The sequence below is a fragment of the Labedella gwakjiensis genome, from assembly GCF_003014675.1.
GTDB classification, from domain to species: Bacteria; Actinomycetota; Actinomycetes; order Actinomycetales; family Microbacteriaceae; genus Labedella; species Labedella gwakjiensis.
Map to the genome: position 1 here is coordinate 3,164,937 of NZ_PYAU01000001.1, position 23,298 is coordinate 3,188,234.

Below are 23,298 nucleotides of genomic sequence, written 5' to 3' on the forward strand. Positions count from 1 at the left end.
GCTCTCGGCAGGAATCCCTCCTCAGGCCTGCCGAACGGTGACGGCTGTCGCGAGGGTCCGGAGTGATCTCCTGGCCTCGTCGTCGATGTCGAGGCTCTCGAGTACCGCGAGCGCCTCGGCCGTGTGCGACCGGATGAGGTCCTCGACCTGATCGAGGGCGCCGCAATCACGGATCGTCGCCTGCAGGGAGGCGACGCCGGCCTCGTCGAGATCGGGATCGCCGAGGAGCTCGTCGACGATCCGCACGTGCGCCGACGGCAGGGCGGCGCGCGTCAAGGAGATGAGCACGGTCCTCTTGCCTTCGCGGAGGTCGTCCCCCGACGGCTTGCCGGTGACGGACGCGTCTCCGAATACTCCCAGCACGTCGTCGCGCAGCTGGAATGCGACGCCGAGGGGGAGGCCGAAGGCGCGCACCGCGTCGAGATCGCGCGGCGCTGCGCCGGCGATGGCTGCGCCGAGGACGAGCGGGGACTCGATGCTGTACCCGGCCGACTTGAACCGGATGACCCTCCATGCGGCCTCGAGCTGTTCGGCCTCGCTGCGCGATGCCCAGGCCTGCTCCTCCAGGATGTCGAGGTATTGGCCGGCCGTCACCTCGCTGCGCATCCTGTTGAACTCGAGCCGGGCGGTGCGGGCGGCGGCGCGATCGGGCAGAGCGTCGAGTGCCTCGTCGAGGAGCTCGTCGCTCCACCCGAGCAGGAGGTCTCCGAGGAGGATCGCCGAGGACCGGCCGAAGGCATCGGCATCGCCGCGCCAGGACGACGACCTGTGTGTCGAGGAGAATCGGACGTGAGCCGCCGGCGCACCCCTGCGGGTGTCGGAGTTGTCGATGATGTCGTCGTGAACCAGTGCGGCGGCGTGGAAGATCTCGAGCGACGATGCGGCCGCGACGATCGCCGCCACGGCGTCGGGGTCCGTGTTCGGGGAGCCGGAGAGAGCCCGCCAGCCCCACCAGCAGAACAGCGCCCTGAAGCGCTTGCCACCCCTGAGAAACTCCCGGGAAACAGCGGCGAAGTCGAGGGCATCGGAACCCAGCGGAGCGAGAATCGATGTGCGGGAATCGACGAATGCATCGATCCGGTCTTGCACAAGTTCAGGAAGACGTCCACTCTCGATCACGCACCTAGCCTAGCCATCGCTCGGCGGTTAGAATCTGAGGATCACCTCGGCTTCGCCGTAGCTCAAAAGGGGAACACAATGCCTTTGTCTGAACAGGAGCAACGACTCCTCGACGAGATGGAGCGAAACCTCTACCGCAACGACGCGGACTTCGTCTCGACCGTCGGTGGTCGACGAGGGAAGCCGAGCTACCGGGGGATCGCCATCGGAGCCCTCATCGCGCTCGTGGGGGTCGCCGGCCTCGTCCTCGGTGTCGTCCTCCGCATCCCCCTCGTCGGGATCATCGCCTTCGCCGTCATGCTCGCCGGAGTGATGGTGGCCATCTCGCCGTCGAAGGGCGGGTCGAAGAGTGCACCCCGCGATGCACGCGACATCTTCACGGCGCCGCGACGCCAGACGGGCGCGGCGACGTCCGGCGGTTTCATGGACAAACTGAACTCACGATGGGAGCGCCGTCAGGACGACGGCAACGGCTAGGGGTCTCTGGCGGCGCTAGCCGCCATTCCTCCACTGTCCTCCCTCACGGGGTCGATCTTCGGATCGGCCCCTTTTTTCGTGCCTGGGCACGGACGGTTTCGGCCCAAGACGCTCCATTTCCCTCCACCACCGATTCGCCCGTGATTCCGGGGATCCTTGTCCCCAGATCGGGGTCGTAGGCGGCCTTCTCGTAGATATGTGGATGATTGTGGAGTAAAGTGGAGGCAATCGTAAGATCGGCCGGATCTGACAGGGGGTGCGCATGTTCCTCGGCACCTACGCCCCCAAGCTCGACGACAAAGGACGCATCATCCTTCCGGCCAAGTTCCGAGACGAACTCGCGGGGGGAGTGGTCATGACACGAGGGCAGGAGAACTGCATCTACGTGTTCAGCACTCGCGAGTTCGAGGCGCTGCACGAGAAGATCCGTCAGGCCCCCGTCACGAGCAAGCAGGCTCGCGACTACCTGCGCGTCTTCCTCTCCGGCGCCTCGGCCGAGACCCCGGACAAGCAGCACCGCGTGACCGTGCCCGCATCGCTGCGCACCTACGCGTCCCTCGACCGCGACCTCGTCGTGATCGGTGCGGGCTCGCGCGCCGAGATCTGGGACGCCGCCGCGTGGGAGACCTACCTGGCCGAGCAGGAGGCAGCGTTCTCCGAGACCGCCGAGGAGGTGATCCCCGGCCTCTTCTAGCACCTGCGGTCCGACTCCCAGCCGTCGGCCCTGACTCCACTTCCCCGGAGCCAGGTCATACGGATGGGGATCAGATCCCAGGAGCTTCGGCCCCGGACCCATGGAACCCCAGCCCCTCCACACACCCGTCCTCCTCGAGCGATGCCTCGAACTCCTCGCCCCGTCGATCGGTGTCGGCCGCAAGGTCGTCGTCGACGCGACGCTCGGCATGGGCGGTCACGCCGAAGCGATGCTCGAACGATTCCCCGAGGTCCATCTCGTCGGGCTCGACCGCGACACAGACGCGCTCGGCATCGCCGGCGAGAGGCTCGCACGCTTCGGCGACCGTATCGATCTCGTGCACACCGTCTACGACGGCATCGGAGACGCCCTCGAGTCGCTCGATATCGAGACCGTCGACGGCATCCTCTTCGATCTCGGTGTCTCGTCGGTCCAGCTCGACCGCTCCGAGCGGGGCTTCGCCTACTCGCGCAATGCTCCGCTCGACATGAGGATGGACCAGACGTCCGGAGCGACGGCCGCCGAGGTCATCGCGACCTACGAGGAGCGCGACCTCCGCCGCATCTTCCATCAGTACGGCGAGGAGCGGCTCGCAGCCCGGTACGCGCAGCGGATCGTCGCGGCACGGGCGGAGGCTCCGATCGAGACATCCGAGCGGCTCGTCGCGATCCTGCAGGAGGCGACCCCCGCAGCGCTGTCGCGGGCCGGCCATCCCGCGAAGCGGGTCTTCCAGGCGCTGCGGATCGAGGTGAACCGCGAGCTCAGTGTTCTCGAGGACGCGATTCCCGAGGCCCTTGGACGCGTGTCCGTCGGGGGTCGGATCGTCGTGATGTCGTACCAGTCCCTCGAGGACCGCATCGTCAAGCGCGCCCTGCAGGCCGTCACCCGATCGACTGCTCCGGCCGGTCTGCCGGTGGAGCTCCCGGAACACCGTCCGGAGTTCCGGCTTCTGACCAGGGGAGCGGAGATCGCGAGCGACGACGAGCGCGCGGCGAATCCGCGAGCGACACCCGTGCGGCTCCGAGCGGCCGAACGAACCAGGGGGACCACATGAGCACACCGGCCATCGCGAGACGACCAGCGGTCGCCCCCGAGCGGAAGCAGCCGGCTCGCCGACCCCTGCGTGCCGTTCCGGCGCGTGAAGCCCGTAAGGCGCGGCCGAAGCTCTCCTACGCGCTCTGGACGGTCGGCGGCGTCGGCGTCATCTTCATCGCGCAGCTGTTGATGAGCGTCGCCCTCAGTCACGGAGCCTACGAGGTCTCGAGCCTCCGCTCGCAGATCACTCAGCTGGGCTACCAGAAGGAGTCGCTCTCCGAAGAGCTCGAGACGCTCTCGTCGCCGCAGTACGTCGCGTCGGCGGCCCAGGACATGGGGATGGTCATCAACTCCACTCCGGCCTACCTCCGGCTCTCGGACGGCGCCGTCCTCGGCCAGCCAGGCGAGGCCGGGGCGGCGTCGTCGATCCCGCTCGGCCCCACGGAGTACGTCGGCAACTCGGCCGCCGATGCGCTGCCGGGAGCCGTCACGGCTCCGACGGACGAGGGCGCGCCTGCTGAGGATGCGTCGACCCCGCCCGTAACCTTCGAAGACGGACTGCCCTCGCCGAAGACCCACTGACAGGCGAGCCGGACCGGGAAGGACCATCAATGCCCCAGCACACCCGATCGAGCCGCCGTCGCATGGCCCTCGCCATCGTCTGCGTCCTCGCCGTCGTCGGGGCCTTCGTCGTGAGGCTCGTCGACATCCAGGTCGTCCAGGCCGACCAGCTGCGTCTGGTCGCCTCGTCGAAGACCGCGAGTCAGTCGACCGTCTACGGAACGCGCGGGGAGATCGTCGACACGAACGGAAACGTTCTCGCGGGCAGCGTCATGCGCTACGACATCACGATGGATCCGAGCAATGTCACCGATTTCACCCGGACCACGGAGGACGGTGAGAAGGTCGCGGTGACCGTTGAGCAGGCAGCCGGCGACATCGGCGCGATCACGGGGCAGAAACCCGAGGAGATCCTCGGACTCGTCGAGGACGCCCTTGCAGCGAATCCGTCGTCGACGTTCGCCTTCGTGAAGCGTTCCGTCGACGTCGACGCCTATCAGGAGCTTCGCGCCCTGAACATCCCGTGGCTGTACTCCCAGAAGCACCCGGGCAGGATCTATCCGAACGGTGCCGTGGCCGGGAACGTCCTCGGCTTCGTCGGCTCGGACGGCACTCCGCTCCAGGGGCTCGAGAAGGCACAGAACGACTGCCTCGCGTCGATCAACGGCACCCAGACCTTCCAGCGGGGGAAGGACGGCGTGATCCTGCCAGGGTCGACCGAGACGGTCGTCGAGGCGAAGGACGGCGGGACCCTGAAGCTCACCATCGACCGGGACCTGCAGTGGTTCGCGCAGCAGAGGATCGCCGATCAGGTGGTCGCGACGGGAGGCGACTCCGGCACCGTGACGATCATGGAGGCGAAGACCGGGAAGATCCGGGCCATCGCCCAGTACCCCTCCGTCGACCCCGGCAACGTCGGGGGAACCGAGGAGTACTACCGGCAGGCGCTCTCCTTCACCGCGCCGTTCGAACCCGGCTCGACGTTCAAAGCTCTCACCGCGGCCATGCTCCTCGATTCGGGGAAGGCCACGCCGAGCACGAAGGTCGTCGCCGACGGGTGGTACTACCCGCAGAACGGCGCCCGCATCAAGGACTCCGTGCCGCACGGCCCGATGAAGCTCACGCTCACCGGGGTGCTCGCCGAATCCTCGAACACCGGCATCTCCCAGCTCGGCGAGGCGCTCACGCCCCAGGAGCGCTACGACTATCTCAAGAAATTCGGGATCGGGGACACGACCTCGATCGGATTCGACGCCGAATCGTCCGGCATCCTCTCGAACCCGAGTACGTGGGACAACCAGACGTACTACGCCACGATGTTCGGCCAGGGCCTCTCGGCCACGCCCATCCAGATCGCGAGCGCGTACCAGGCACTCGCGAACGGCGGAGTGAAGGTCGACCCGACGCTCGTGGAGGGTTGCGAGAACGCCGACGGCACCGTCAGCGAGGTTCCGGAACAGCACGAGGAGCGCGTCGTCTCCGAGAGCGCCGCAGACCAGGTGGTCCAGATGCTCGAGAGCGTCGTCACCGATGGGCACTTCGGCGACACCCTTCAGATCCCGGGATACCGGGTCGCTGCGAAGTCCGGAACGGCCGAACAGGGCGACGGCTCCGGAGGGCTGAAGGACACGTACGTCGTCTCGATGACGGGTATGGCTCCGGCGGAGGACCCCGAGTACATCGTCTCGGTCCACATCTCGAACCCGACTAAGATCAGATCTTCGGCAGCCGCGGCACCGACGTTCCAACAGATCATGACCCAGGTCCTGAAGACCTACCGGGTCGAACCGTCGACCGAACCGTCGCCCGACCTGCCGACGACCTACTGATGTTCCGCGCGAGGTCCGCCCGGAGCCGATCGAGGAGGACCGACCGGTGATCACCATGACACTCGGCGACGTCGCCACCGTGCTGTCGGGGCGGCTCGTCCTGCGGAACGGCGACGCCATCGACGACACCGTCGATGGATTCGTCGAGACCGATTCCCGCGAGATCGTCGCTGGAGGCGTCTTCGTGGCCAAGCCGGGCGAGACGACGGACGGCCACGCCTTCGTCGGCGTCGCCCTCGAGCGCGGTGCGCGGCTCGCGATCGTCGAGCACGGCGTCGGTGATGAGATCTCCCAGATCATCGTCCCCGACGCCGTCGCGGCGCTCGGAGCCCTCGCCTCCCACGTGGTCGCGCAGGTCCGCGCCCGTGGGGAGCTCCGCGTCATCGGCATCACGGGATCCAACGGCAAGACCACGACCAAGAACCTGCTCGCGGCGATCCTCTCGCCGAGAGGCGAGACCGTCGCGCCGAAGAACTCCTTCAACAACGCTGTGGGCGCCCCGACGACCATGCTGCGCGTCACCGAGGGCACCGAGTACCTCGTGTCCGAGATGGGGGCGTCGGGGCCGGGGCAGATCGCTCGACTGGTGCGCATGGCGACGCCGGACATCGGTGTCGTCCTGAAGGTGGGCCTCGCCCACGCCGGCGGGTTCGGCGGCCTCGAGGAGACGTTCGCGGAGAAGTCGGCCATGGTGACCACGCTCCCGGAGACGGCCGTCGCCGTGCTCAACCTGGACGACGACCGCGTCGCTGCGATGGCGGACCTCACGTCGGCCCGGGTCGTGACCTTCGGGCTCGCCGATGCGGCCGACGTCCGTGGCGTCGACATCGACTCCGACCGGTCGGGCACGCGGTTCACGCTCATCCTCCCGTCGGGGGAGAGCCGCGACGTGCGCTTCAAGGTCCTCGGAGAGCACCACGTGTCGAACGCCCTCGCCGCTGCGGCCGTCGCGACGGAACTCGGCGTGCCGATCGACGACATCGTCACGGGCCTCGAGACGGTCACCCGCGCCGAACGCTGGCGCATGGAAGTGCTCGGTGGCCGGGACGACGTCACGATCATCAACGACGCGTACAACGCGAGCCCCGATTCGATGGCCGCCGCGCTCAAGACCCTCGCGGTCGTGACCCCGCCGGAGGGGCGCCGTGTCGCCGTCCTCGGCACGATGGCAGAACTCGGCGAGTTCGCCGGCGACGAGCACGATCGCATCGGACTCCTCGCCGTCCGGCTCCGTGTGGATCGTCTCGTCGTGGTCGGAACGGATGCGCGACGGCTCCACATCTCCGCCATCAACGAGGGATCGTGGGACGGCGAGTCCGTCTTCGTGGAGACGGCCGACGAGGCCTACGCCTATCTCTCGGACGAGCTACGATCGGGCGACACCGTCCTCGTGAAGTCCTCCAACTCGGCGGGTCTCCGTCATCTCGGCGATCGACTGGGAGAATTGTTCTCGTGGTAGCACTCCTCACCGCCGGCGCGCTCGCGCTCGCATTCTCGCTCTTCCTCACCCCGCTCTTCATCCGCCTCTTCAAACGGCTCGGGTGGGGGCAGTTCATCCGCGATGACGGCCCGCAGTCGCATCACGCGAAGAAGGGCACCGCCACGATGGGCGGGATCATCATCATCATCGGTGTGCTGTTCGGCTACTTCACCGCGATGCTGATCACCGGGGACCGCATCAGCACGGCCGCGTTGCTCGTGCTCTTCATGATGGTGGGCCTCGGTCTCGTCGGCTTCGTCGACGACTTCCTCAAGACGCGCAAGCAGCGGTCGCTGGGTCTGCGCGGCTGGGCGAAGGTCGTCGGCCAGCTCATCGTGGCCGTGTCTTTCGCCGTCCTCGCGATCAGCTTCCCGAACCCGGAGGGCGTGACGCCCGCTTCGACGGCGATCTCGTTCGTGCGCGACCTCCCCATCGACTTCCTCGTCTTCGGCACCGTCGTGGGTATCGCCCTGTACTTGCTGTGGACGGCGCTCATCGTCACGGCGGCCTCGAACGGCGTGAACGTGACGGACGGGCTCGACGGCCTCGCCACGGGGGCGTCGATCTTCGCCATCGGTTCGTACGTCATCATCGGCTTCTGGCAGTACAACCAGTCGTGCTTCGGAATCGTCGGAGACGACGTGGCGTACAAGTGCTACGACGTGGTGGACCCCCTCGGTCTCGCGATCGTCGCCGCTGCCATCGTCGGCGCCCTCATCGGCTTCCTGTGGTGGAACACCACGCCGGCGCAGATCTTCCTCGGCGACACCGGGTCGCTCGCCCTCGGCGGTGCTATCGCGGCCTTCGCGATCCTCACGCACACCGAGCTCCTCCTCGTCTTCATCGGTGGCCTCTTCGTGATGGAGACCGGCTCCGTGATCGTTCAGCGCGCCTACTTCAAGATCACGCACGGCAAGCGCATCTTCCTGATGTCCCCGATCCACCACCACTTCGAGCTCAAGGGATGGGCCGAGGTGACGGTGGTCGCACGGTTCTGGATCATCGGCGGTCTCCTCGTGGCTGCCGGCGTCGGGACCTTCTACCTCGAGTGGATCCTGCGGTGACCGCTGCCGTGTCGACCGGATCGGCCGAGCGGGACGCGAGGCTGACGACTCTCACGAGCTGGAACGCGGACTGGCGGGGTCTCCGCGTCGCGGTCCTGGGCCTCGGCGCAACGGGATTCTCCGTCGCCGACACGCTCGTGGAACTCGGCGCCGACGTGCTCGTCGTCGCTGAACAGGCGGATCCGCAGCGCGGCCGTCTGCTCGACGTGATCGGTGCACGCCTCCTCCTCGGCGGTTCGCAGGGAGCTCCGGAGGAACTCGTCGAGTTCGACGCCGATCTCGTCGTCGTGTCGCCGGGATACCCGCCGCACCACCCGCTCGTGACCTGGGCGACAGACGAGGGCCTGCCGCTCTGGGGCGACATCGAGCTGGCCTGGCGGCTCCGTGACAAGACCGGAACGCCGGCCGAGTGGATCCTCGTGACGGGCACGAACGGCAAGACGACGACTGTCCAGCTCGCAGCGTCGATGCTCGTGACGGCCGGGCTGCGTGCAGCGCCGTGCGGAAACATCGGTGTGCCCGTCCTCGACGCCGTGCGCGACCCCGGCGGTTTCGACGTGTTCGTCGTGGAGCTCTCGAGCCACCAGCTGCATTACCTGGCACGCCAGACGTCACCCGAGCCCGTCACACCTCTCGCGAGCGTCTGTCTCAACCTCTCCGACGACCACCTCGAGTGGCACGGCTCGGCCGAGGCCTACCGCGACGCCAAGGCCGGCGTCTATGCGAACACCCGTGTGGCATGCGTCTACAACCGTGCCGACCCCGCCACGAGACGGATGGTGGAGGAGGCGGAGGTCGTCGAGGGTGCTCGGGCGATCGGCTTCGGACTCGACGTCCCCGGTCCGAGCGACCTCGGCATCGTCGACGGGATCCTGTGCGATCGGGCGTACCTCGAGGACCGCTTCACGAGCGCGCTCGAGATCACGACGATCGACGCCCTCGCCGCGCGCGGTCTCGCGGCTCCGCACGTGGTCGCGAACGTCCTGGCTGCGAGCGCACTCGTCCGCGCCGCCGGAGTGACGCCGGAGCAGATCCGCGAGACCCTGGCCGCGTTCTCCCTCGACCATCACCGCATCGAGACCGTCGCCGTGATCGACGGCATCGCATGGGTCGACGATTCGAAGGCGACGAACGCGCATGCAGCGGACGCCTCGTTGTCCGCGTTCCCCTCCGTCGTCTGGATCGTCGGAGGCCTCCTCAAGGGGATAGACGTCGCGCCGATCGTCGAGAAGCACGCGGATCGCGTCCGTGCCGCCGTCGTGATCGGGCAGGACAGGACAGCCGTGGTCGGCGCGTTCGAACGACACGCGCCGGGCGTCCCCGTGATCGAGGTGTCCGCCGCCGACACTGGAGAGGTGATGCCGCGGGCCGTCGAGGCGGCGAGCGGCATCGCGGCCGTTGGAGACACCGTTCTCCTCGCACCGGCGGCGGCCTCGATGGACCAATTCACCGACTACGCGGAGCGCGGACGACTCTTCGCCGCCGCCGTCGCAGATCTCGTGGGAGGAGACGCGGATGAGCGCCCCACCACGCACACCCCGGACGCGGACTGACACGGCACAGGCGCTCGGGGTGGAACGGTCGGATCACACACGTCCGGCCTCCGCGCGCATCTCCCTCGGCCGGTTGGCCCTCGCCGACTCGTCGAACTACCTGCTGCTGCTCGGCGTCACCCTCTTCCTCGTGGTGTTCGGTCTCGTCATGGTCCTGTCGTCGTCATCGATCGAGTCCTGGACGGACGACAAAGGCTTCTTCGGGGGTTTCTGGAAGCAGGCGACCTACGCCGTGATCGGCGTCCCGCTCATGCTCGTGATGTCGCGGATGCCGCTCGAGTTCTGGAAGAAGATCGCCTGGCCGGCGATCTTCGTGGCGATCGCGCTGCAGGCCCTCGTGTTCTCGCCTCTGGGCATCGAGGACTACGGCAACCGGAACTGGATCAGGATCGGATCGATCTCCGGTCAGCCCTCCGAGTTCGTGAAGCTCGCCCTCGTGGTCTGGCTCGCGTTCGTCCTCTCGCGCAAGCGTGAGCTCCTCACCGACTGGAGGCACGCCCTCATCCCGGTCGTCCCGATCGGTGGACTCGCGATCGGGCTCGTCCTGCTGGGCCGCGATCTCGGAACCGTCCTCATCCTCGCCTCGATCGTGTTCGCGGCCCTCTACTTCGCCGGGGTCCGCTGGAGGATCCTCATCCCGGTCATGATCCTGGCCGGAATCGGAGCGGCCGTAGCGGTCGGCACGAGCGCCAACCGGATGAACCGACTCATGAGCTTCCTCGACGCCGAGTGCTCCGACTACGAGGGCGTCTGCTGGCAGCCGCTCCACGGCACGTGGGCGCTCGCGAACGGCGGCCTCTTCGGTGTAGGGCTCGGCAACTCCGTCGAGAAGTGGGACTGGCTCCCCGCGGCGTCGAACGACTACATCTTCGCGATCGTGGGGGAGGAGCTCGGGCTCGTGGGGGCCGTCGTGCTCCTGCTCATGTTCGTCCTCCTCGCTGTCGCCTTCCTCCGGGTCATCCGATCCTCCGACGATCCCTTCGTCCGGACGGCGACCGGCGCCGTCCTCATGTGGATCATCGGACAGGCGTTCGTCAACATCGGCGTCGTGCTCCGGGTGTTCCCGGTGCTCGGTGTACCGCTGCCCTTCATCTCCGCCGGTGGCACGGCGCTCATCACATCTCTCATGGCCGTGGGCATCGTCCTGTCGTTCGCGCGCCACGAGGGTCGGCGGGCGACGCTCGCCATGCAAGGAAGAGGATCATTCCGATGACCACCTATCTGTTCGCCGGCGGCGGCACCGCCGGCCACGTCAATCCGCTTCTCGCGGTCGCTGACGCACTCACCGCGCGAGACCCCGATGCGACCGTGATCGTCCTCGGCACCGCCGAGGGGCTCGAGGCCCGGCTCGTTCCGGCTCGTGGCTATGAGCTCGAGACGATCCCGAAGCTCCCGTTCCCCCGGCGGCTCAACGGGTCGAGCCTGTCCTTCGGAGGGCGTTTCCGTCGGGCCGTCGCCTCGACCACCGAGATCATGACCCGTCGCGGCGTGGATGTCGTCGTCGGGTTCGGCGGCTACGCATCGGCACCCGCGTACGTGGCGGCTCGTCGCGCCCGCGTGCCGCTCATCATCCACGAGGCGAACGCTCGCCCCGGTCTCGCGAACCGCCTCGGCGTGCTCTACACGCGATTCGTCGGCGTGGCATTCCACGGCACCCGCCTGCGCCACTCGCGATTCGTCGGAATGCCGCTCCGACGCGAGATCGAGAACATCGATCGCGACGGCGCTCGGCGCGAGGGGATCGACTTCTTCGGTCTCGAGCCGCAGCGCAAGACTCTCCTCGTCACGGGAGGGTCGCTCGGTGCCCGTCGGTTGAACACCACGATCGCGGAATCCGCACCCTCGGTGATCGAGGCCGGATGGCAGATCGTCCACATCGTGGGACGGTCGAGCGAGTTCACGGATCCCGGTATCGATCACTACCACGTGGTCGACTACTGCGATCGGATGGACCTCGCCCTCGCCGTCGCCGACTTCGCCGTGTCCAGGGCGGGTGCCGCCACCGTCAGCGAGCTGAGCGCTCTCGGCATCCCGGCCGTCTACATCCCGTACCCCGTGGGGAACGGTGAGCAGCGCTACAACGCGAGCGACTCCGTCCACGCCGGCGGAGCGGTGCTCGTGGCCGACGCCGACTTCCAGCCGGCGTGGGTAAACTCTGTGCTGCTTCCCCTGCTCGCCGACGATGTGCGCGTGCACGACATGGCCGTGCAGTCGCGCCACGCCGGCACCCTCGATGGGAACGCCCGCATGCTGGACCTCATCGACGAGGCGTCCCGTGCCGTCCGCGGACGACGTCGCTGAGCTCGTCCAAGCTCGTCTCGAATCAGAAAGAAGATTGTCGTGATCAAGCCTGACCTCTCACTCGAGATCCCCGTGGACCTCGGCGCCGTGCACTTCGTCGGGGTGGGCGGATCCGGGATGAGCGGTATCGCGAAGCTCTTCATCGAGTCAGGGGCGACCGTGTCGGGGTCCGACTCGCGAGAGTCCGCCGCGACCGAGGCGATCAGGGCGATGGGAGCCGTCGTCACGATCGGACACGACGCGGCCAACGTCGGCGACGCCGACACTCTCGTGGTCACGGGCGCTCTCTGGGCGGACAACCCCGAGTATCTCCTCGCACGGGAGCGCGGCATCCCCGTGCTGCACCGCTCGCAAGCCCTCGCCTGGCTCACCCGCTCGCGCCGACTCGTGTCGGTGGCGGGCGCTCACGGCAAGACGACATCGACGGGCATGATCGTCACGGCGCTCCTCGCCCTCGAGGCCGATCCGAGCTTCGTCAACGGCGGCGTGATCGAGACGCTCGGGACGAGCTCGGGGTGGGGCTCCGGAGAACTCTTCGTGGTCGAGGCCGACGAGTCCGACGGCTCGTTCCAGCTCTACGACACCGCGGTCGCGCTCATCACCAACGTCGACCCCGATCACCTCGACCACTACGGCTCCCTCGAAGCGTTCCAGCAGGCATTCGTCGACTTCGCCGACGCTGCCGGAGAGCTCGTCGTGATCTCCTCCGACGATCCAGGGGCCGTCGCCGTGACCGGTCGGCTCACGCACGACCGCGTCGTGACGTTCGGCGAGGACCCGCACGCCGACGTGCGCGTCCATGACATCGTCACCGACGGACCGGTCCGTTTCACGATCAGCACCGGCGGCTCGAGCTACACGGGCATCCTCGCCGTTCCCGGTCGCCACAACGCGATCAACGCGGCCGGAGCGTTCGCGGTGCTGACCGGTCTCGGCTTCGATCCGCAGAAGGTCCTCGACGCGATCGCCGGTTTCGGCGGAACGAAGCGTCGGTTCGAGCTCCACGGCACGGTGGACGGCGTGAGCGTCTTCGACGACTACGCCCACCACCCCACGGAAGTGGACGCCGCGCTCTCGGCCGCCCGTACGGTCGTCGGGAACGGGCGGATCATCGCGGTGCACCAGCCCCACCTGTACAGCCGCACCCGGCTGTTCGCGACGGAGTTCGCGCACGTGCTCGAATCGCGAGCGGACCACACGATCGTCCTCGATGTCTACGGTGCCCGCGAAGACCCGGAGCCCGGTGTCACGGGCGCCCTCGTCTCCGAACGATTCGCCGACGCCGACCATGTCGACTTCATCGCCGACTGGCAGGCCGCCGCAGACCGCGTGGCCGAGATCGCCCGTCCGGGCGACTACGTCGTCACGCTCGGCTGCGGCGACGTCTACCGCATCGTCCCGCAGCTGCTCGGTTCCCTCGAGAAGGTCCACCCGGAGAACTCGCGGTGAAGCGGCCCTCCGGCATCCCCCGCCCGGCGGCGTCGAATCGTCCGTCGGCATCGGAGGAGCCGGAGACGACGCCCGACGCGGCCGGCACTCGCACCCGAGGTCTCTTCGGTCGCTTCGGGCGTGACCGCGAAGACGACCTGGACCAGCTCACCGCTCCCATTCCCCTCCCGGTGGATGGAGTGCCGGCGCGCGAGGAGCCACTCGACGGTCAGGCTGCGTCTCCCGGCGACCCTGCGACGAGCGTCTGGCGGGCGGCGCGCGCGCGACGCCGGCGTGAACGCGAGGAGGTCCGGCGTTTTACCGCTTCGTCGAGACGACGCCGCATCGTGTGGCTCTCGGCCGTCGGAGGGGTGCTCGTCCTCGCGGCGGCATGCGTCGGAGTGTCGTACACGCCGATCATGGCGGTGCGTGAGGTCCAGGTGGAGGGTGCACGGTTGGTCAGCTCCGATCTGATCGTTCGGGACCTGGACAGCCAGATCGGGACGCCGCTGCCCCTCGTCGACCAGAGCGCGATCAAGGCCGCTCTCGTGCAGTACCCGCTCGTTCAGAGCTACTCGGTCGAGTCCCGGCCGCCGAGCACCCTCGTCATCCGGATCGTCGAGAGGCGCCCGGTGGGGGTGATCGCGGCGGGCGACGCCTTCGACCTCGTGGACGTCGCGGGAGTCGTGCTGTCCACGAGCCCGGAGCGACCCGATGGGTATCCGCTGATGGTCTTCGACGGCGACTCGTCGTCTGAGGGCTTCTCCGCCGCCGCCTCGGTGCTCAGATCCCTCCCGGACGACGTGCTCTCGACGGTCGACGAGGTCACGGCGACGACCGTCGACGACGTGACCCTCACTCTCGCGGACAGCGGAGCCGTCGTGGCCTGGGGGAGCGCCGAGGATTCCGCGGTGAAGGCCGCGGCGCTCGAGAAGCTGATGGCGGCGTATCCGCCGGAGTCGGTGAGCCGCTACGACGTCTCGAGCCCGGAATCGGTCGTCATCGACCCTCGCTGACCATCGGGTCGCCGTTCCCGGATCAATCCGCGCATCCATCTCGCGACACGCTGTCGAGTGGGCGTGTTGGGGTGGGTCCCGGCCGTAACGTCTGAATCAGGAAATGCATACTGAGCATAACTTTAAACCTAAACCTGAGGTTGAAAGTTCTCACCGGAGGCTGACGTGACGACAAACCAGAACTACCTTGCAGTGATCAAGGTCGTCGGTATCGGCGGCGGCGGCGTCAACGCCGTCAACCGCATGATCGAGATCGGACTCCGCGGAGTCGAATTCATCGCGATCAATACCGACGCCCAGGCGCTCCTGATGAGCGATGCCGACGTGAAGCTCGACGTCGGTCGTGACCTCACGAGAGGCCTCGGGGCCGGCGCGGACCCCGAGGTCGGACGTCGTGCCGCCGAAGACCACGCGGAGGAGATCGAGGAAGCCCTCGCGGGCGCCGACATGGTGTTCGTCACGGCGGGAGAGGGCGGTGGCACCGGGACCGGTGGCGCGCCTGTCGTCGCCAGGATCGCGAAGTCGATCGGCGCGCTCACGATCGGTGTCGTCACGAAGCCCTTCGGCTTCGAGGGCAAGCGCCGCCAGGGACAGGCCGAGGCGGGCGTCGCCCGTCTCAAGGAAGAGGTCGACACCCTCATCGTGGTGCCGAACGACCGGCTCCTCGAGATCAGCGACCGCGGCATCAGCATGCTCGAGGCGTTCGCCACGGCTGACCAGGTGCTCCTCGCGGGTGTTCAGGGCATCACGGACCTCATCACGACTCCAGGCCTCATCAACCTCGACTTCGCGGACGTGAAGTCCGTGATGCAGGGTGCCGGATCGGCCCTCATGGGAATCGGATCGTCGCGGGGCGCCGACCGCGCCATCAAGGCGGCCGAACTCGCCGTGGCCTCTCCACTCCTCGAGGCGAGCATCGAGGGTGCCCACGGTGTGCTCCTGTCCATCCAGGGCGGGTCGAACCTCGGCATCTTCGAGATCAACGACGCAGCGCGCCTCGTCCAGGAGGCCGTGCACCCGGAGGCCAACATCATCTTCGGCGCTGTCATCGACGACACACTCGGCGACGAGGTGCGCGTCACCGTGATCGCCGCAGGGTTCGACGGCGGCGAGCCTCCCACCCGGGTACTCGAGGGATCCACTGCCGGGATCGTGACGACCGGTGGAGTCATGACGGCCGCAGAGCCCGACGTCCCGCCGGCGCCGCCCGTGCCCGTCGCGCAGACGCCCGAGAAGCCGCGCGAGCCCGAGTGGACAAGTTCAGACGCGCGTGTGCACGCCACGGCACCGTCGCACGATGCGGGCTTCTCCGACGAGGACGAGCTCGACATCCCCGACTTCCTCAAGTAGGCGATGTCCGAGCTCGATGCACGCGTCGCGGCCGTCCGGGAGAACATCTCCCGGGCGGCCGCTCGCGCTGGACGGAGCCCTGACGAGATCACGATGATCGCCGTCACGAAGTTCCATCCGGCGAGCCTCGTGGCCGCGCTGTACGACGCGGGTGTCAGGGACGTCGGAGAGAACCGGCATCAGGAGGCGGAGGCCAAGGCGGCCGAGCTGGATGCTCTCGACGGCCTCACCTGGCACTTCGTCGGTCAGCTGCAGTCGAAGAAGGCCAAACGCGTCGCCCGATACGCGCGCGTCGTCCACTCGGTGGATCGCGACTCCGTCGTGGATGCACTCGCGGGCGCAGAGCACGCCGTCGGATGCTTCGTCCAGGTCGCCCTGAGCGTCGACGACCACCGTGGCGGCGCTCCTCTCGCGGATGTGGAGCGCCTCGCGGAGCGCATCGTCGCGACGGACGGACTGTCGCTCCTCGGCGTGATGGCCGTCGCACCGCTCGGCGCCGAACCGCGCGAGGCGTTCGCGCGGCTCCGGTCGGTCTCCGACGACATCCGACGCATCGAGCCTTCGGCCACATCGATATCGGCAGGCATGAGCGGCGACTTCGAGGACGCCATCCTCGAGGGCGCGACACACCTGCGAATCGGTACCGCAATCACGGGCAAACGCCCGGCCACGCCCTAACCTCGAAGAGGAAGCAACCGCACGACGGAGGTACTGATGTCCAACCCGCTGAAGAAGACGATGGTCTACCTCGGACTCGCCGATGAGGAGCTCGACTACGACGAGCCCGCCAACGAGCAGAAGCCGGTGAACGACGCTCCTCGCCAGCAGCAGCACCAGGCGTCCGAGGTGAAGGCTCCGGTTACGCCGCTGCGGAAGGCTCCGGCCCCGGTGCGGCAGCCCGCTCCCGCCGAGCTCAACGAGATCCTCACGGTGCACCCCAAGCAGTACAAGGACGCCCAGGTCATCGCTGAGAGCTTCCGAGACGGCGTCCCCGTCATCATCAACCTGTCCCAGATGAGCGATGCCGATGCACGTCGCCTGATCGACTTCGCGAGCGGTCTGTCGCAGGGGCTCTACGGCAAGATCGAGCGTGTGACCAACAAGGTCTTCCTGCTCTCGCCGTCCCACGTCTCCATCTCCGGAGAGCAGGACGCGCAGGCCGTGGAGACCGAAGCCACCTTCTTCGCCCAGCGCTGAGTCGGGGTGGGCTCGATCATCCCCGTCATCGGGAACATCCTCTACGCGGCCCTGCTGATCTATCTGCTTGCGATGTGGGCGAGGTTCATCCTCGACCTGGTCAGGACGTTCAACCGCGCCTGGCGCCCCTCCGGCGTCGGTCTCGTCGCTGCCGAGGCCGTGTACTACCTCACGGACCCTCCCATCCGTTTCTTCCGCCGTGTGGTTCCACCGGTTCGCGTGGGTCGAGCAGCGCTCGACTTCGGCTGGACCCTCACGATGCTGTGTGTTCTCGTGGCCATGATTCTGGTCGGTTTCATCCGCTGATCGGCTCATCCGGCTGTATTCTTGACCAGGTCGCGCCACCGCGACTCCAATGCGGCTCCGCCGACCCTCAGGGTTTGCTACCGTTGCAAGGTCATTCCGATCGAAACAAGTGAAGGTGGTACGCCATGGCGCTTACGCCCGAAGACGTCGTCAACAAGCAGTTCCAGCAGACCAAGTTCCGCGAGGGCTACGACCAGGACGAGGTCGACGACTTCCTCGATGAGGTCGTCGTCGAACTGCGCCGCCTCATCAAGGAGAACGAGGAGCTGCAGGAGCGTCTGTCCTCCGGCGGGTCCGCTCCGGCTCCGGCCGCTGAGGAGACCTCCGCACCCGAGCCCGTTGCCGCTCCGGTTCCCGAGCCCGTTGCGGCCGCTCCTGTCCAGGCCGCTCCGGTCGCGGACGAGTCGGAGAGCTCGAACAGCCTCCTCGTACTGGCGCGTCGTCTGCACGACGAGCACGTCCGCGAGGGCGCAGAGAAGCGCGACCAGCTGATCGCCGAGGGCAATGCGACCGCCGCGCGCGTCGTGGCCGAGGCCGAGGCGAAGCAGCGCGAGGAGCTCGCGAAGCTCGACGAGCGGCGCTCGGTCCTCGAGAAGGAGATCGACGAGCTGCGCGTGTTCGAGCGCGAGTACCGTCAGCAGCTCCGCAGCTACATCGAGAGCCACCTGCGCGACCTCGACAGTGGCACGGCTGCGTCCACCGGCGGCATCGCCGCCGCCGTGGGCGACAATCACTGACGCACAGAGCTTGACCACTCGATCGACCGACACAGCCACGGCCAGGACGATTCTCGTCCTGATCGCCGTGGCTGTGTCGGCGTTGGCGCTCGACCAGCTCGCCAAGTTCCTCATCGTCTCGTCGATGGTCGAGGGTGAGCGCGTCCCGGTCCTCGGCGAGTTCCTCGTCTTCTACTTCGTCCGCAACCCCGGTGCCGCCTTCTCGTTCGCCGAGGGAGCAACGTGGATCTTCTCGATCCTCGCCGCGGCGGTCAGCATCACGATCATCGTCCTTGCCCGCAAGATCAGGTCGCGGCTGTGGGCGCTCGTCTTCGGGCTCCTCCTCGGAGGCGTCCTCGGCAATCTGGCCGACCGTCTCTTCCGCGAACCCTCCTTCGGTCTCGGACACGTCGTCGACTTCATCTCCACCCCGTGGATGCTGCCGGCCGTCTACAACATCGCCGACATCTGCATCGTCGTGAGCATGGGCATCTTCATCCTGCTCACGATCCTGGGCGTCGGAATCGACGGCACGCGCGCACGCACAAGGGATGACACGGGCGAGGAAGAGACGGGCGGGGGAGACTCCGTCGCCTCCGAAGCGACGACCGAGCCGGGAACGGCCGATGGCGACCCGCGCACCGAGCGCAACGTGGCGGACTGACGTGAGCGAATCACGATCCCTCTTCGTCCCCGACGGTCTCGAAGGAACCAGGGTCGACGCGGCGCTCGCGAAGATGCTCGGATTCTCACGCAGTTTCGCTGCGGAGATCATCGAGGCCGGGGGAGTGACCGTCGATGGGCGCCTCTCCGGGAAGTCGGACCGGTTGAGTGCCGGTGCGTGGCTCGAGGTGGAGTGGCAGCCGCGCGCGGAGGCCGTCATCGTTCCCATCGCGGTCGACGACCTCGGGATCGTCCACGACGACGACGACATCGTCGTGGTGGACAAGCCGGCGGGCGTCGCGGCGCATCCGTCGGTGGGATGGAACGGTCCCACGGTGCTCGGTGCACTCGCTGCGGCCGGCTTCCGCATCTCGACCTCGGGTGCCGCCGAGCGCGCCGGTGTCGTGCACCGGCTCGACGTGGGGACCAGCGGACTCATGGTCGTCGCGAAGTCGGAGCGCGCCTACACCGAACTCAAGCGTGCGTTCCACGACCGTGAGGTCGACAAGGTCTATCACGCCCTCGTGCAGGGGCATCCCGATCCGTTCGCCGGAACCATCGACGCGCCCATCGGCCGCCACCCCAAGTCCGACTGGAAGTTCGCCGTGACGGCCGGCGGGAAGCCGTCGGTGACCCACTACGAGACCCTCGAGGCGTGGCGCGCCGCGACCCTTCTCGAGATCCACCTCGAGACCGGTCGCACGCACCAGATCCGTGTGCATATGGCGGCTCAGCGGCACCCGTGCGTCGGGGATCCGCTGTACGGGGCAGACCCGACCATCTCGGAGCGCCTCGGCCTCACCCGTCAGTGGCTGCACGCCGTCAGGCTCGGCTTCGTGCACCCCGGCACCCGCGAGCCGGTCGAGTTCGCGTCGTCGTACCCGGTTGACCTGCAGCACGCCCTCGATGTCGTCGGTTCCGATTAGCCTGAAGACACACCAGTTCCTCCTCCAGCGACGGGTTCGACAGACCACATGACTCGGACATCTGACTCCTTCGTCCATCTCCACGTGCACAGTGAGTACTCGATGCTCGATGGGGCTGCACGCGTGAAACCACTCATCGAGGCGGCCGTCGGCGAGGGCATGCCGGCCGTGGCGATCACCGACCACGGCAACGTCTTCGGGGCGTTCGACTTCTGGAAGACGGCGACGGACGCCGGCATCAAGCCCATCATCGGCACGGAGGCCTACCTCACGCCGGGAACGCACCGGTCGGACCGTACGCGCGTGCGCTGGGGCGACGGCGGCGGCGACGACGTCTCCGGTGCCGGCTCCTACACGCACATGACCCTCCTGGCGCAGTCGACGGAGGGGATGCACAACCTCTTCAGACTGTCCTCGAAGGCGTCGATCGAAGGCTACTACTTCAAGCCCCGCATGGATCGCGAGCTGCTGTCGACCTACTCCTCCGGGCTCATCGCCACCACCGGGTGCCCGAGTGGGGAGGTCCAGACGCGACTGCGTCTCGGGCAGTACGACGCCGCGGTGCAGGCGGCAGCCGACTTCCGCGACATCTTCGGTGCGGAGAACTTCTTCTGCGAGATCATGGACCACGGCCTCGGCATCGAGCGCCGCATCATGACGGATCTGCTCCGGCTCGCCAAAGACCTCTCCCTCCCGCTCGTGGCCACGAACGACCTCCACTACACGCACGCTCACGACGCCACGTCGCACGCCGCACTCCTCTGCGTCCAGTCGGGTTCGACGCTCGACGACCCCAACCGCTTCAAGTTCGACGCGGACGAGTTCTACCTCAAGTCGGCGGCCGAGATGCGGCAGATCTTCCGCGACCACCCCGAGGCGTGCGACAACACGCTCGCGATCGCCGAACGCTGCGACGTGAAGTTCAACACGAGCGCCAACTACATGCCGCGCTTCCCCGTGCCCGAGGGCGAGACCGAGGAGTCCTGGTTCGTGAAGGAGGTCGACCGCGGCCTCGACGTGCGGTACCCGAACGGTGTGCCGAGCGAGGTCCGCGCGCAGGCCGACTACGAGGTCGGCGTCATCACGCAGATGGGATTCCCCGGCTACTTCCTCGTCGTCGCGGACTTCATCAACTGGTCGAAGAACAACGGCATCCGGGTGGGGCCCGGCCGCGGCTCCGGTGCAGGTTCCATGGCCGCCTACGCCATGAGGATCACCGACCTCGACCCGCTCCGTCACGGTCTGATCTTCGAGCGCTTCCTCAACCCCGACCGCGTCTCGATGCCCGACTTCGACGTCGACTTCGACGAGCGTCGTCGTGGCGAGGTCATCAAGTACGTCACCGAGAAGTACGGCGACGCGCGCGTGGCCCAGATCGTCACCTACGGAACGATCAAGGCGAAGCAGGCCCTCAAGGACTCGTCACGCGTGCTGGGGTTCCCGTTCGGCATGGGTGAGAAGCTCACGAAGGCGATGCCGCCGGCGGTCATGGGCAAGGACATCCCGCTCACGGGCATCTTCGACAAGGACCACCCGCGCTACAAGGAGGCCGCGGACATCCGCGCTGTCGTCGAGACCGACGCCGAGGCGAAGACCGTCTTCGACACCGCCCTCGGTCTCGAGAACCTGAAACGCCAGTGGGGTGTCCACGCCGCCGGCGTCATCATGTCGTCGGATCCGCTCATCGACATCATCCCGATCATGAAGCGGGAGCAGGACGGCCAGATCGTCACGCAGTTCGACTACCCGGCATGCGAGTCGCTCGGCCTCATCAAGATGGACTTCCTGGGGCTTCGCAACCTCACGATCATCGACGACGCCCTCGACAACATCGAGAGCAACCGCGGGTTCCGGCCCGTCCTCGAGGACCTGGAGCTCGACGATCCCGAGGCCTACGCGCTCCTGGCACGCGGCGACACCCTGGGCGTGTTCCAGCTCGACGGTGGCCCGATGCGGTCCCTGCTGCGGCTCATGAAGCCCGACAACTTCGAGGACATCTCCGCGGTCATCGCGCTGTACCGCCCCGGCCCCATGGGCGCCAACTCGCACATCAACTACGCCCTGCGGAAGAACGGCCAGCAGCCGATCACCCCCATCCATCCGCAGCTCGCCGAGCCGCTCGAGGAGATCCTGTCGACCTCCTACGGCCTCATCATCTACCAGGAGCAGGTGATGGCGATCGCTCAGAAGGTCGCCGGCTTCTCGCTCGGTCAGGCTGATATCCTCCGTCGCGCCATGGGCAAGAAGAAGAAGTCCGAGCTGGACAAGCAGTTCGAGGGCTTCTCGGGCGGAATGCACGCAAACGGATACGGCGACGAGGCCGTGAAGATGCTGTGGGACATCCTGCTGCCGTTCTCCGACTACGCCTTCAACAAAGCGCACTCGGCCGCCTACGGCGTCCTGAGCTATTGGACGGCCTATCTCAAGGCCCACTACCGGGCCGAGTACATGGCCGCCCTCCTCACGTCGGTGGGTGACTCGAAGGACAAGATGGCGATGTACCTCAACGAGTGTCGCCGGATGGGCATCAAGGTGCTCGCGCCGGACGTCAACGAGTCGATCGGGTTCTTCGCCGCCGTCGGAGAGGACATCCGGTTCGGTCTCGGTGCCGTCCGCAACGTGGGAACCAACGTCGTCGACGGCATCCGCCGTGCGCGTGACGAGAAGGGGCGATTCGAGTCGTTCCACGACTTCCTGCGCAAGGTGCCCCTCCCGGTGGCGAACAAGCGCACGATCGAATCGCTCGTCAAGGCCGGCGCGTTCGACACTCTCGGCGCGACGCGCCGGGCCCTCGTCGAGGTCCACGAGTCCGCCGTCGAGTCGGCGGTCAAGATCAAGCGAGACGAGGAGAACGGCAACATCGGCTTCGACTTCGATTCGCTCTTCGAGGAGGCCGGTGTCGCGCCGGAGTCCCATGTGCCGGAGAGGCCGGAGTGGTCGAAGCGGGACAAGCTCGCGTTCGAGAGGGAGATGCTCGGGCTCTACGTGTCGGATCACCCTCTCGCGGGTCTCGAAGCGCAACTCGCGAAGCACTACTCCACGACCATCACCGATCTGACGTCCTCAGAGAGCACCGAGGACGGGGACCAGGTGACGATCGCGGGTCTCGTGACGAGCGTGCAGCACCGGGTGGCGAAGGCCTCGGGCAATCAGTACGGGATCATCACCGTCGAGGACTTCACCGGCGACATCTCGGTCATGTTCATGGGTAAGGCGTACCAGGAGTTCGCGCCGGCCCTCGTCGGAGACTCGATCGTGGTGGTCCGCGGCCGGGTGAGCATGCGCGACGACGGAATGAACCTCCACGCGTACAGCCTCATGTCGCCCGATCTGGGGCAGGCCGACGCGTCCGGCCCTCTCAGCCTCAGCGTGCCGGACTTCCGGGCCACGACGGAGACGATCACCGAGCTCGGCACGATCTTGGCCAGGCACCGCGGTGACACGGAGGTGAGGCTGAAACTCATCAAGGGCGATGCCGCTCGTCTCTTCGAGGTTCCGTACCCCGTGTCCGTGACGGCGGACCTCTACGGGGAGCTGAAATCGCTCCTCGGGCCCAACTGCCTGAACTGAGCGGGGGCTCGCA

Annotated in this window: 21 protein-coding genes; 20 read left to right on the top strand and 1 reads right to left on the bottom strand. The window is 67.4% G+C overall.

Features of this window, described 5'->3' with window-relative positions; all coding sequences use genetic code 11:
• Positions 1–21: 21 nt before the first annotated feature.
• Positions 22–1,119, bottom strand: coding sequence for a polyprenyl synthetase family protein (locus CLV49_RS14885; RefSeq protein ID WP_106564242.1), 1,098 nt, complete (start codon positions 1,117–1,119; stop codon positions 22–24).
• 78 nt (positions 1,120–1,197) lie between these two features.
• Between CLV49_RS14885 and CLV49_RS14890 the strand changes: the two genes are divergently transcribed.
• The 20 genes from CLV49_RS14890 to dnaE all read left to right on the top strand — a co-directional run bounded on the left by CLV49_RS14890 (position 1,198) and on the right by dnaE (position 23,285).
• Positions 1,198–1,596 (top strand): DUF3040 domain-containing protein, encoded by a 399-nt coding sequence (locus tag CLV49_RS14890; protein WP_106564243.1) that lies wholly within the window; start codon positions 1,198–1,200, stop codon positions 1,594–1,596.
• 262 nt (positions 1,597–1,858) lie between these two features.
• A complete protein-coding gene (mraZ, locus tag CLV49_RS14895) occupies positions 1,859–2,290 on the top strand; it encodes a division/cell wall cluster transcriptional repressor MraZ (protein WP_106564244.1) in 432 nt (143 codons plus the stop codon).
• A gap of 100 nt (positions 2,291–2,390) precedes the next feature.
• Positions 2,391–3,344 (top strand): 16S rRNA (cytosine(1402)-N(4))-methyltransferase RsmH, encoded by a 954-nt coding sequence (rsmH, locus tag CLV49_RS14900; protein ID WP_106564245.1) that lies wholly within the window; start codon positions 2,391–2,393, stop codon positions 3,342–3,344.
• Complete coding sequence (ftsL, locus tag CLV49_RS14905; RefSeq protein ID WP_106564246.1) at positions 3,341–3,907, top strand: cell division protein FtsL; 567 nt, start codon at positions 3,341–3,343, stop codon at positions 3,905–3,907. Before rsmH ends, ftsL begins: the two co-directional genes overlap by 4 nt.
• Positions 3,908–3,936: 29 nt before the next feature.
• Positions 3,937–5,715, top strand: coding sequence for a peptidoglycan D,D-transpeptidase FtsI family protein (locus CLV49_RS14910; RefSeq protein WP_106564247.1), 1,779 nt, complete (start codon positions 3,937–3,939; stop codon positions 5,713–5,715).
• Positions 5,716–5,761: 46 nt separating this feature from the next.
• On the top strand, positions 5,762–7,174 hold the full coding sequence (locus CLV49_RS14915) for a UDP-N-acetylmuramoyl-tripeptide--D-alanyl-D-alanine ligase (RefSeq protein ID WP_208019768.1): 1,413 nt from the start codon (positions 5,762–5,764) through the stop codon (positions 7,172–7,174).
• Complete coding sequence (mraY, locus tag CLV49_RS14920; RefSeq protein ID WP_106564248.1) at positions 7,168–8,259, top strand: phospho-N-acetylmuramoyl-pentapeptide-transferase; 1,092 nt, start codon at positions 7,168–7,170, stop codon at positions 8,257–8,259. The genes CLV49_RS14915 and mraY overlap by 7 nt, the downstream gene beginning before the upstream one ends.
• Positions 8,256–9,812 (top strand): UDP-N-acetylmuramoyl-L-alanine--D-glutamate ligase, encoded by a 1,557-nt coding sequence (gene murD / locus CLV49_RS14925; protein ID WP_424978188.1) that lies wholly within the window; start codon positions 8,256–8,258, stop codon positions 9,810–9,812. The genes mraY and murD overlap by 4 nt, the downstream gene beginning before the upstream one ends.
• Positions 9,775–11,025 carry a putative lipid II flippase FtsW gene (gene ftsW / locus CLV49_RS14930; protein WP_106564250.1) on the top strand — a complete coding sequence of 417 codons (1,251 nt, stop codon included), beginning with the start codon at positions 9,775–9,777 and terminating at the stop codon, positions 11,023–11,025. The genes murD and ftsW overlap by 38 nt, the downstream gene beginning before the upstream one ends.
• Entirely contained in the window at positions 11,022–12,113 is a 1,092-nt protein-coding gene (locus CLV49_RS14935) for a UDP-N-acetylglucosamine--N-acetylmuramyl-(pentapeptide) pyrophosphoryl-undecaprenol N-acetylglucosamine transferase (RefSeq protein ID WP_106564251.1), read from the top strand. Before ftsW ends, CLV49_RS14935 begins: the two co-directional genes overlap by 4 nt.
• A 39-nt stretch (positions 12,114–12,152) precedes the next feature.
• Complete coding sequence (gene murC / locus CLV49_RS14940) at positions 12,153–13,562, top strand: UDP-N-acetylmuramate--L-alanine ligase (RefSeq protein WP_106564252.1); 1,410 nt, start codon at positions 12,153–12,155, stop codon at positions 13,560–13,562.
• Positions 13,559–14,557, top strand: a complete 999-nt coding sequence (locus tag CLV49_RS14945; protein WP_106564253.1) for an FtsQ-type POTRA domain-containing protein — start codon at positions 13,559–13,561, stop codon at positions 14,555–14,557. Before murC ends, CLV49_RS14945 begins: the two co-directional genes overlap by 4 nt.
• Before the next feature lie 165 nt (positions 14,558–14,722).
• Positions 14,723–15,907, top strand: coding sequence for a cell division protein FtsZ (gene ftsZ, locus CLV49_RS14950; protein ID WP_106564254.1), 1,185 nt, complete (start codon positions 14,723–14,725; stop codon positions 15,905–15,907).
• 3 nt (positions 15,908–15,910) lie between these two features.
• A complete protein-coding gene (locus tag CLV49_RS14955; RefSeq protein ID WP_106564255.1) occupies positions 15,911–16,585 on the top strand; it encodes a YggS family pyridoxal phosphate-dependent enzyme in 675 nt (224 codons plus the stop codon).
• 36 nt (positions 16,586–16,621) lie between these two features.
• Positions 16,622–17,104: a cell division protein SepF gene (locus CLV49_RS14960; RefSeq protein WP_106564256.1), complete on the top strand. Its 483-nt coding sequence runs from the start codon at positions 16,622–16,624 to the stop codon at positions 17,102–17,104.
• 6 nt (positions 17,105–17,110) lie between these two features.
• Entirely contained in the window at positions 17,111–17,410 is a 300-nt protein-coding gene (locus CLV49_RS14965; protein ID WP_243696542.1) for a YggT family protein, read from the top strand.
• A 125-nt stretch (positions 17,411–17,535) separates the two neighbouring features.
• Entirely contained in the window at positions 17,536–18,147 is a 612-nt protein-coding gene (locus tag CLV49_RS14970; RefSeq protein WP_106564257.1) for a DivIVA domain-containing protein, read from the top strand.
• A gap of 10 nt (positions 18,148–18,157) precedes the next feature.
• Positions 18,158–18,790: a signal peptidase II gene (gene lspA / locus CLV49_RS14975; protein ID WP_166426844.1), complete on the top strand. Its 633-nt coding sequence runs from the start codon at positions 18,158–18,160 to the stop codon at positions 18,788–18,790.
• 1 nt (position 18,791) lies between these two features.
• A complete protein-coding gene (locus CLV49_RS14980) occupies positions 18,792–19,715 on the top strand; it encodes an RluA family pseudouridine synthase (RefSeq protein ID WP_243696541.1) in 924 nt (307 codons plus the stop codon).
• A gap of 48 nt (positions 19,716–19,763) precedes the next feature.
• Complete coding sequence (gene dnaE / locus CLV49_RS14985; RefSeq protein WP_106564259.1) at positions 19,764–23,285, top strand: DNA polymerase III subunit alpha; 3,522 nt, start codon at positions 19,764–19,766, stop codon at positions 23,283–23,285.
• Positions 23,286–23,298: the final 13 nt, after the last annotated feature.

Excerpts from the sequence above, each read along its gene's own strand:
- CLV49_RS14890 (WP_106564243.1), top strand. The coding sequence starts at position 1,198 with ATGCCTTTGTCTGAACAGGAGCAACGACTCCTCGACGAGATGGAGCGA.
- mraZ (WP_106564244.1), top strand. The coding sequence starts at position 1,859 with ATGTTCCTCGGCACCTACGCCCCCAAGCTCGACGACAAAGGACGCATC.
- rsmH (WP_106564245.1), top strand. The coding sequence starts at position 2,391 with ATGGAACCCCAGCCCCTCCACACACCCGTCCTCCTCGAGCGATGCCTC.
- ftsL (WP_106564246.1), top strand. The coding sequence starts at position 3,341 with ATGAGCACACCGGCCATCGCGAGACGACCAGCGGTCGCCCCCGAGCGG.
- CLV49_RS14910 (WP_106564247.1), top strand. The coding sequence starts at position 3,937 with ATGCCCCAGCACACCCGATCGAGCCGCCGTCGCATGGCCCTCGCCATC.
- ftsW (WP_106564250.1), top strand. The coding sequence starts at position 9,775 with ATGAGCGCCCCACCACGCACACCCCGGACGCGGACTGACACGGCACAG.
- CLV49_RS14935 (WP_106564251.1), top strand. The coding sequence starts at position 11,022 with ATGACCACCTATCTGTTCGCCGGCGGCGGCACCGCCGGCCACGTCAAT.
- CLV49_RS14955 (WP_106564255.1), top strand. The coding sequence starts at position 15,911 with ATGTCCGAGCTCGATGCACGCGTCGCGGCCGTCCGGGAGAACATCTCC.
- CLV49_RS14960 (WP_106564256.1), top strand. The coding sequence starts at position 16,622 with ATGTCCAACCCGCTGAAGAAGACGATGGTCTACCTCGGACTCGCCGAT.
- CLV49_RS14970 (WP_106564257.1), top strand. The coding sequence starts at position 17,536 with ATGGCGCTTACGCCCGAAGACGTCGTCAACAAGCAGTTCCAGCAGACC.
- dnaE (WP_106564259.1), top strand. The coding sequence starts at position 19,764 with ATGACTCGGACATCTGACTCCTTCGTCCATCTCCACGTGCACAGTGAG.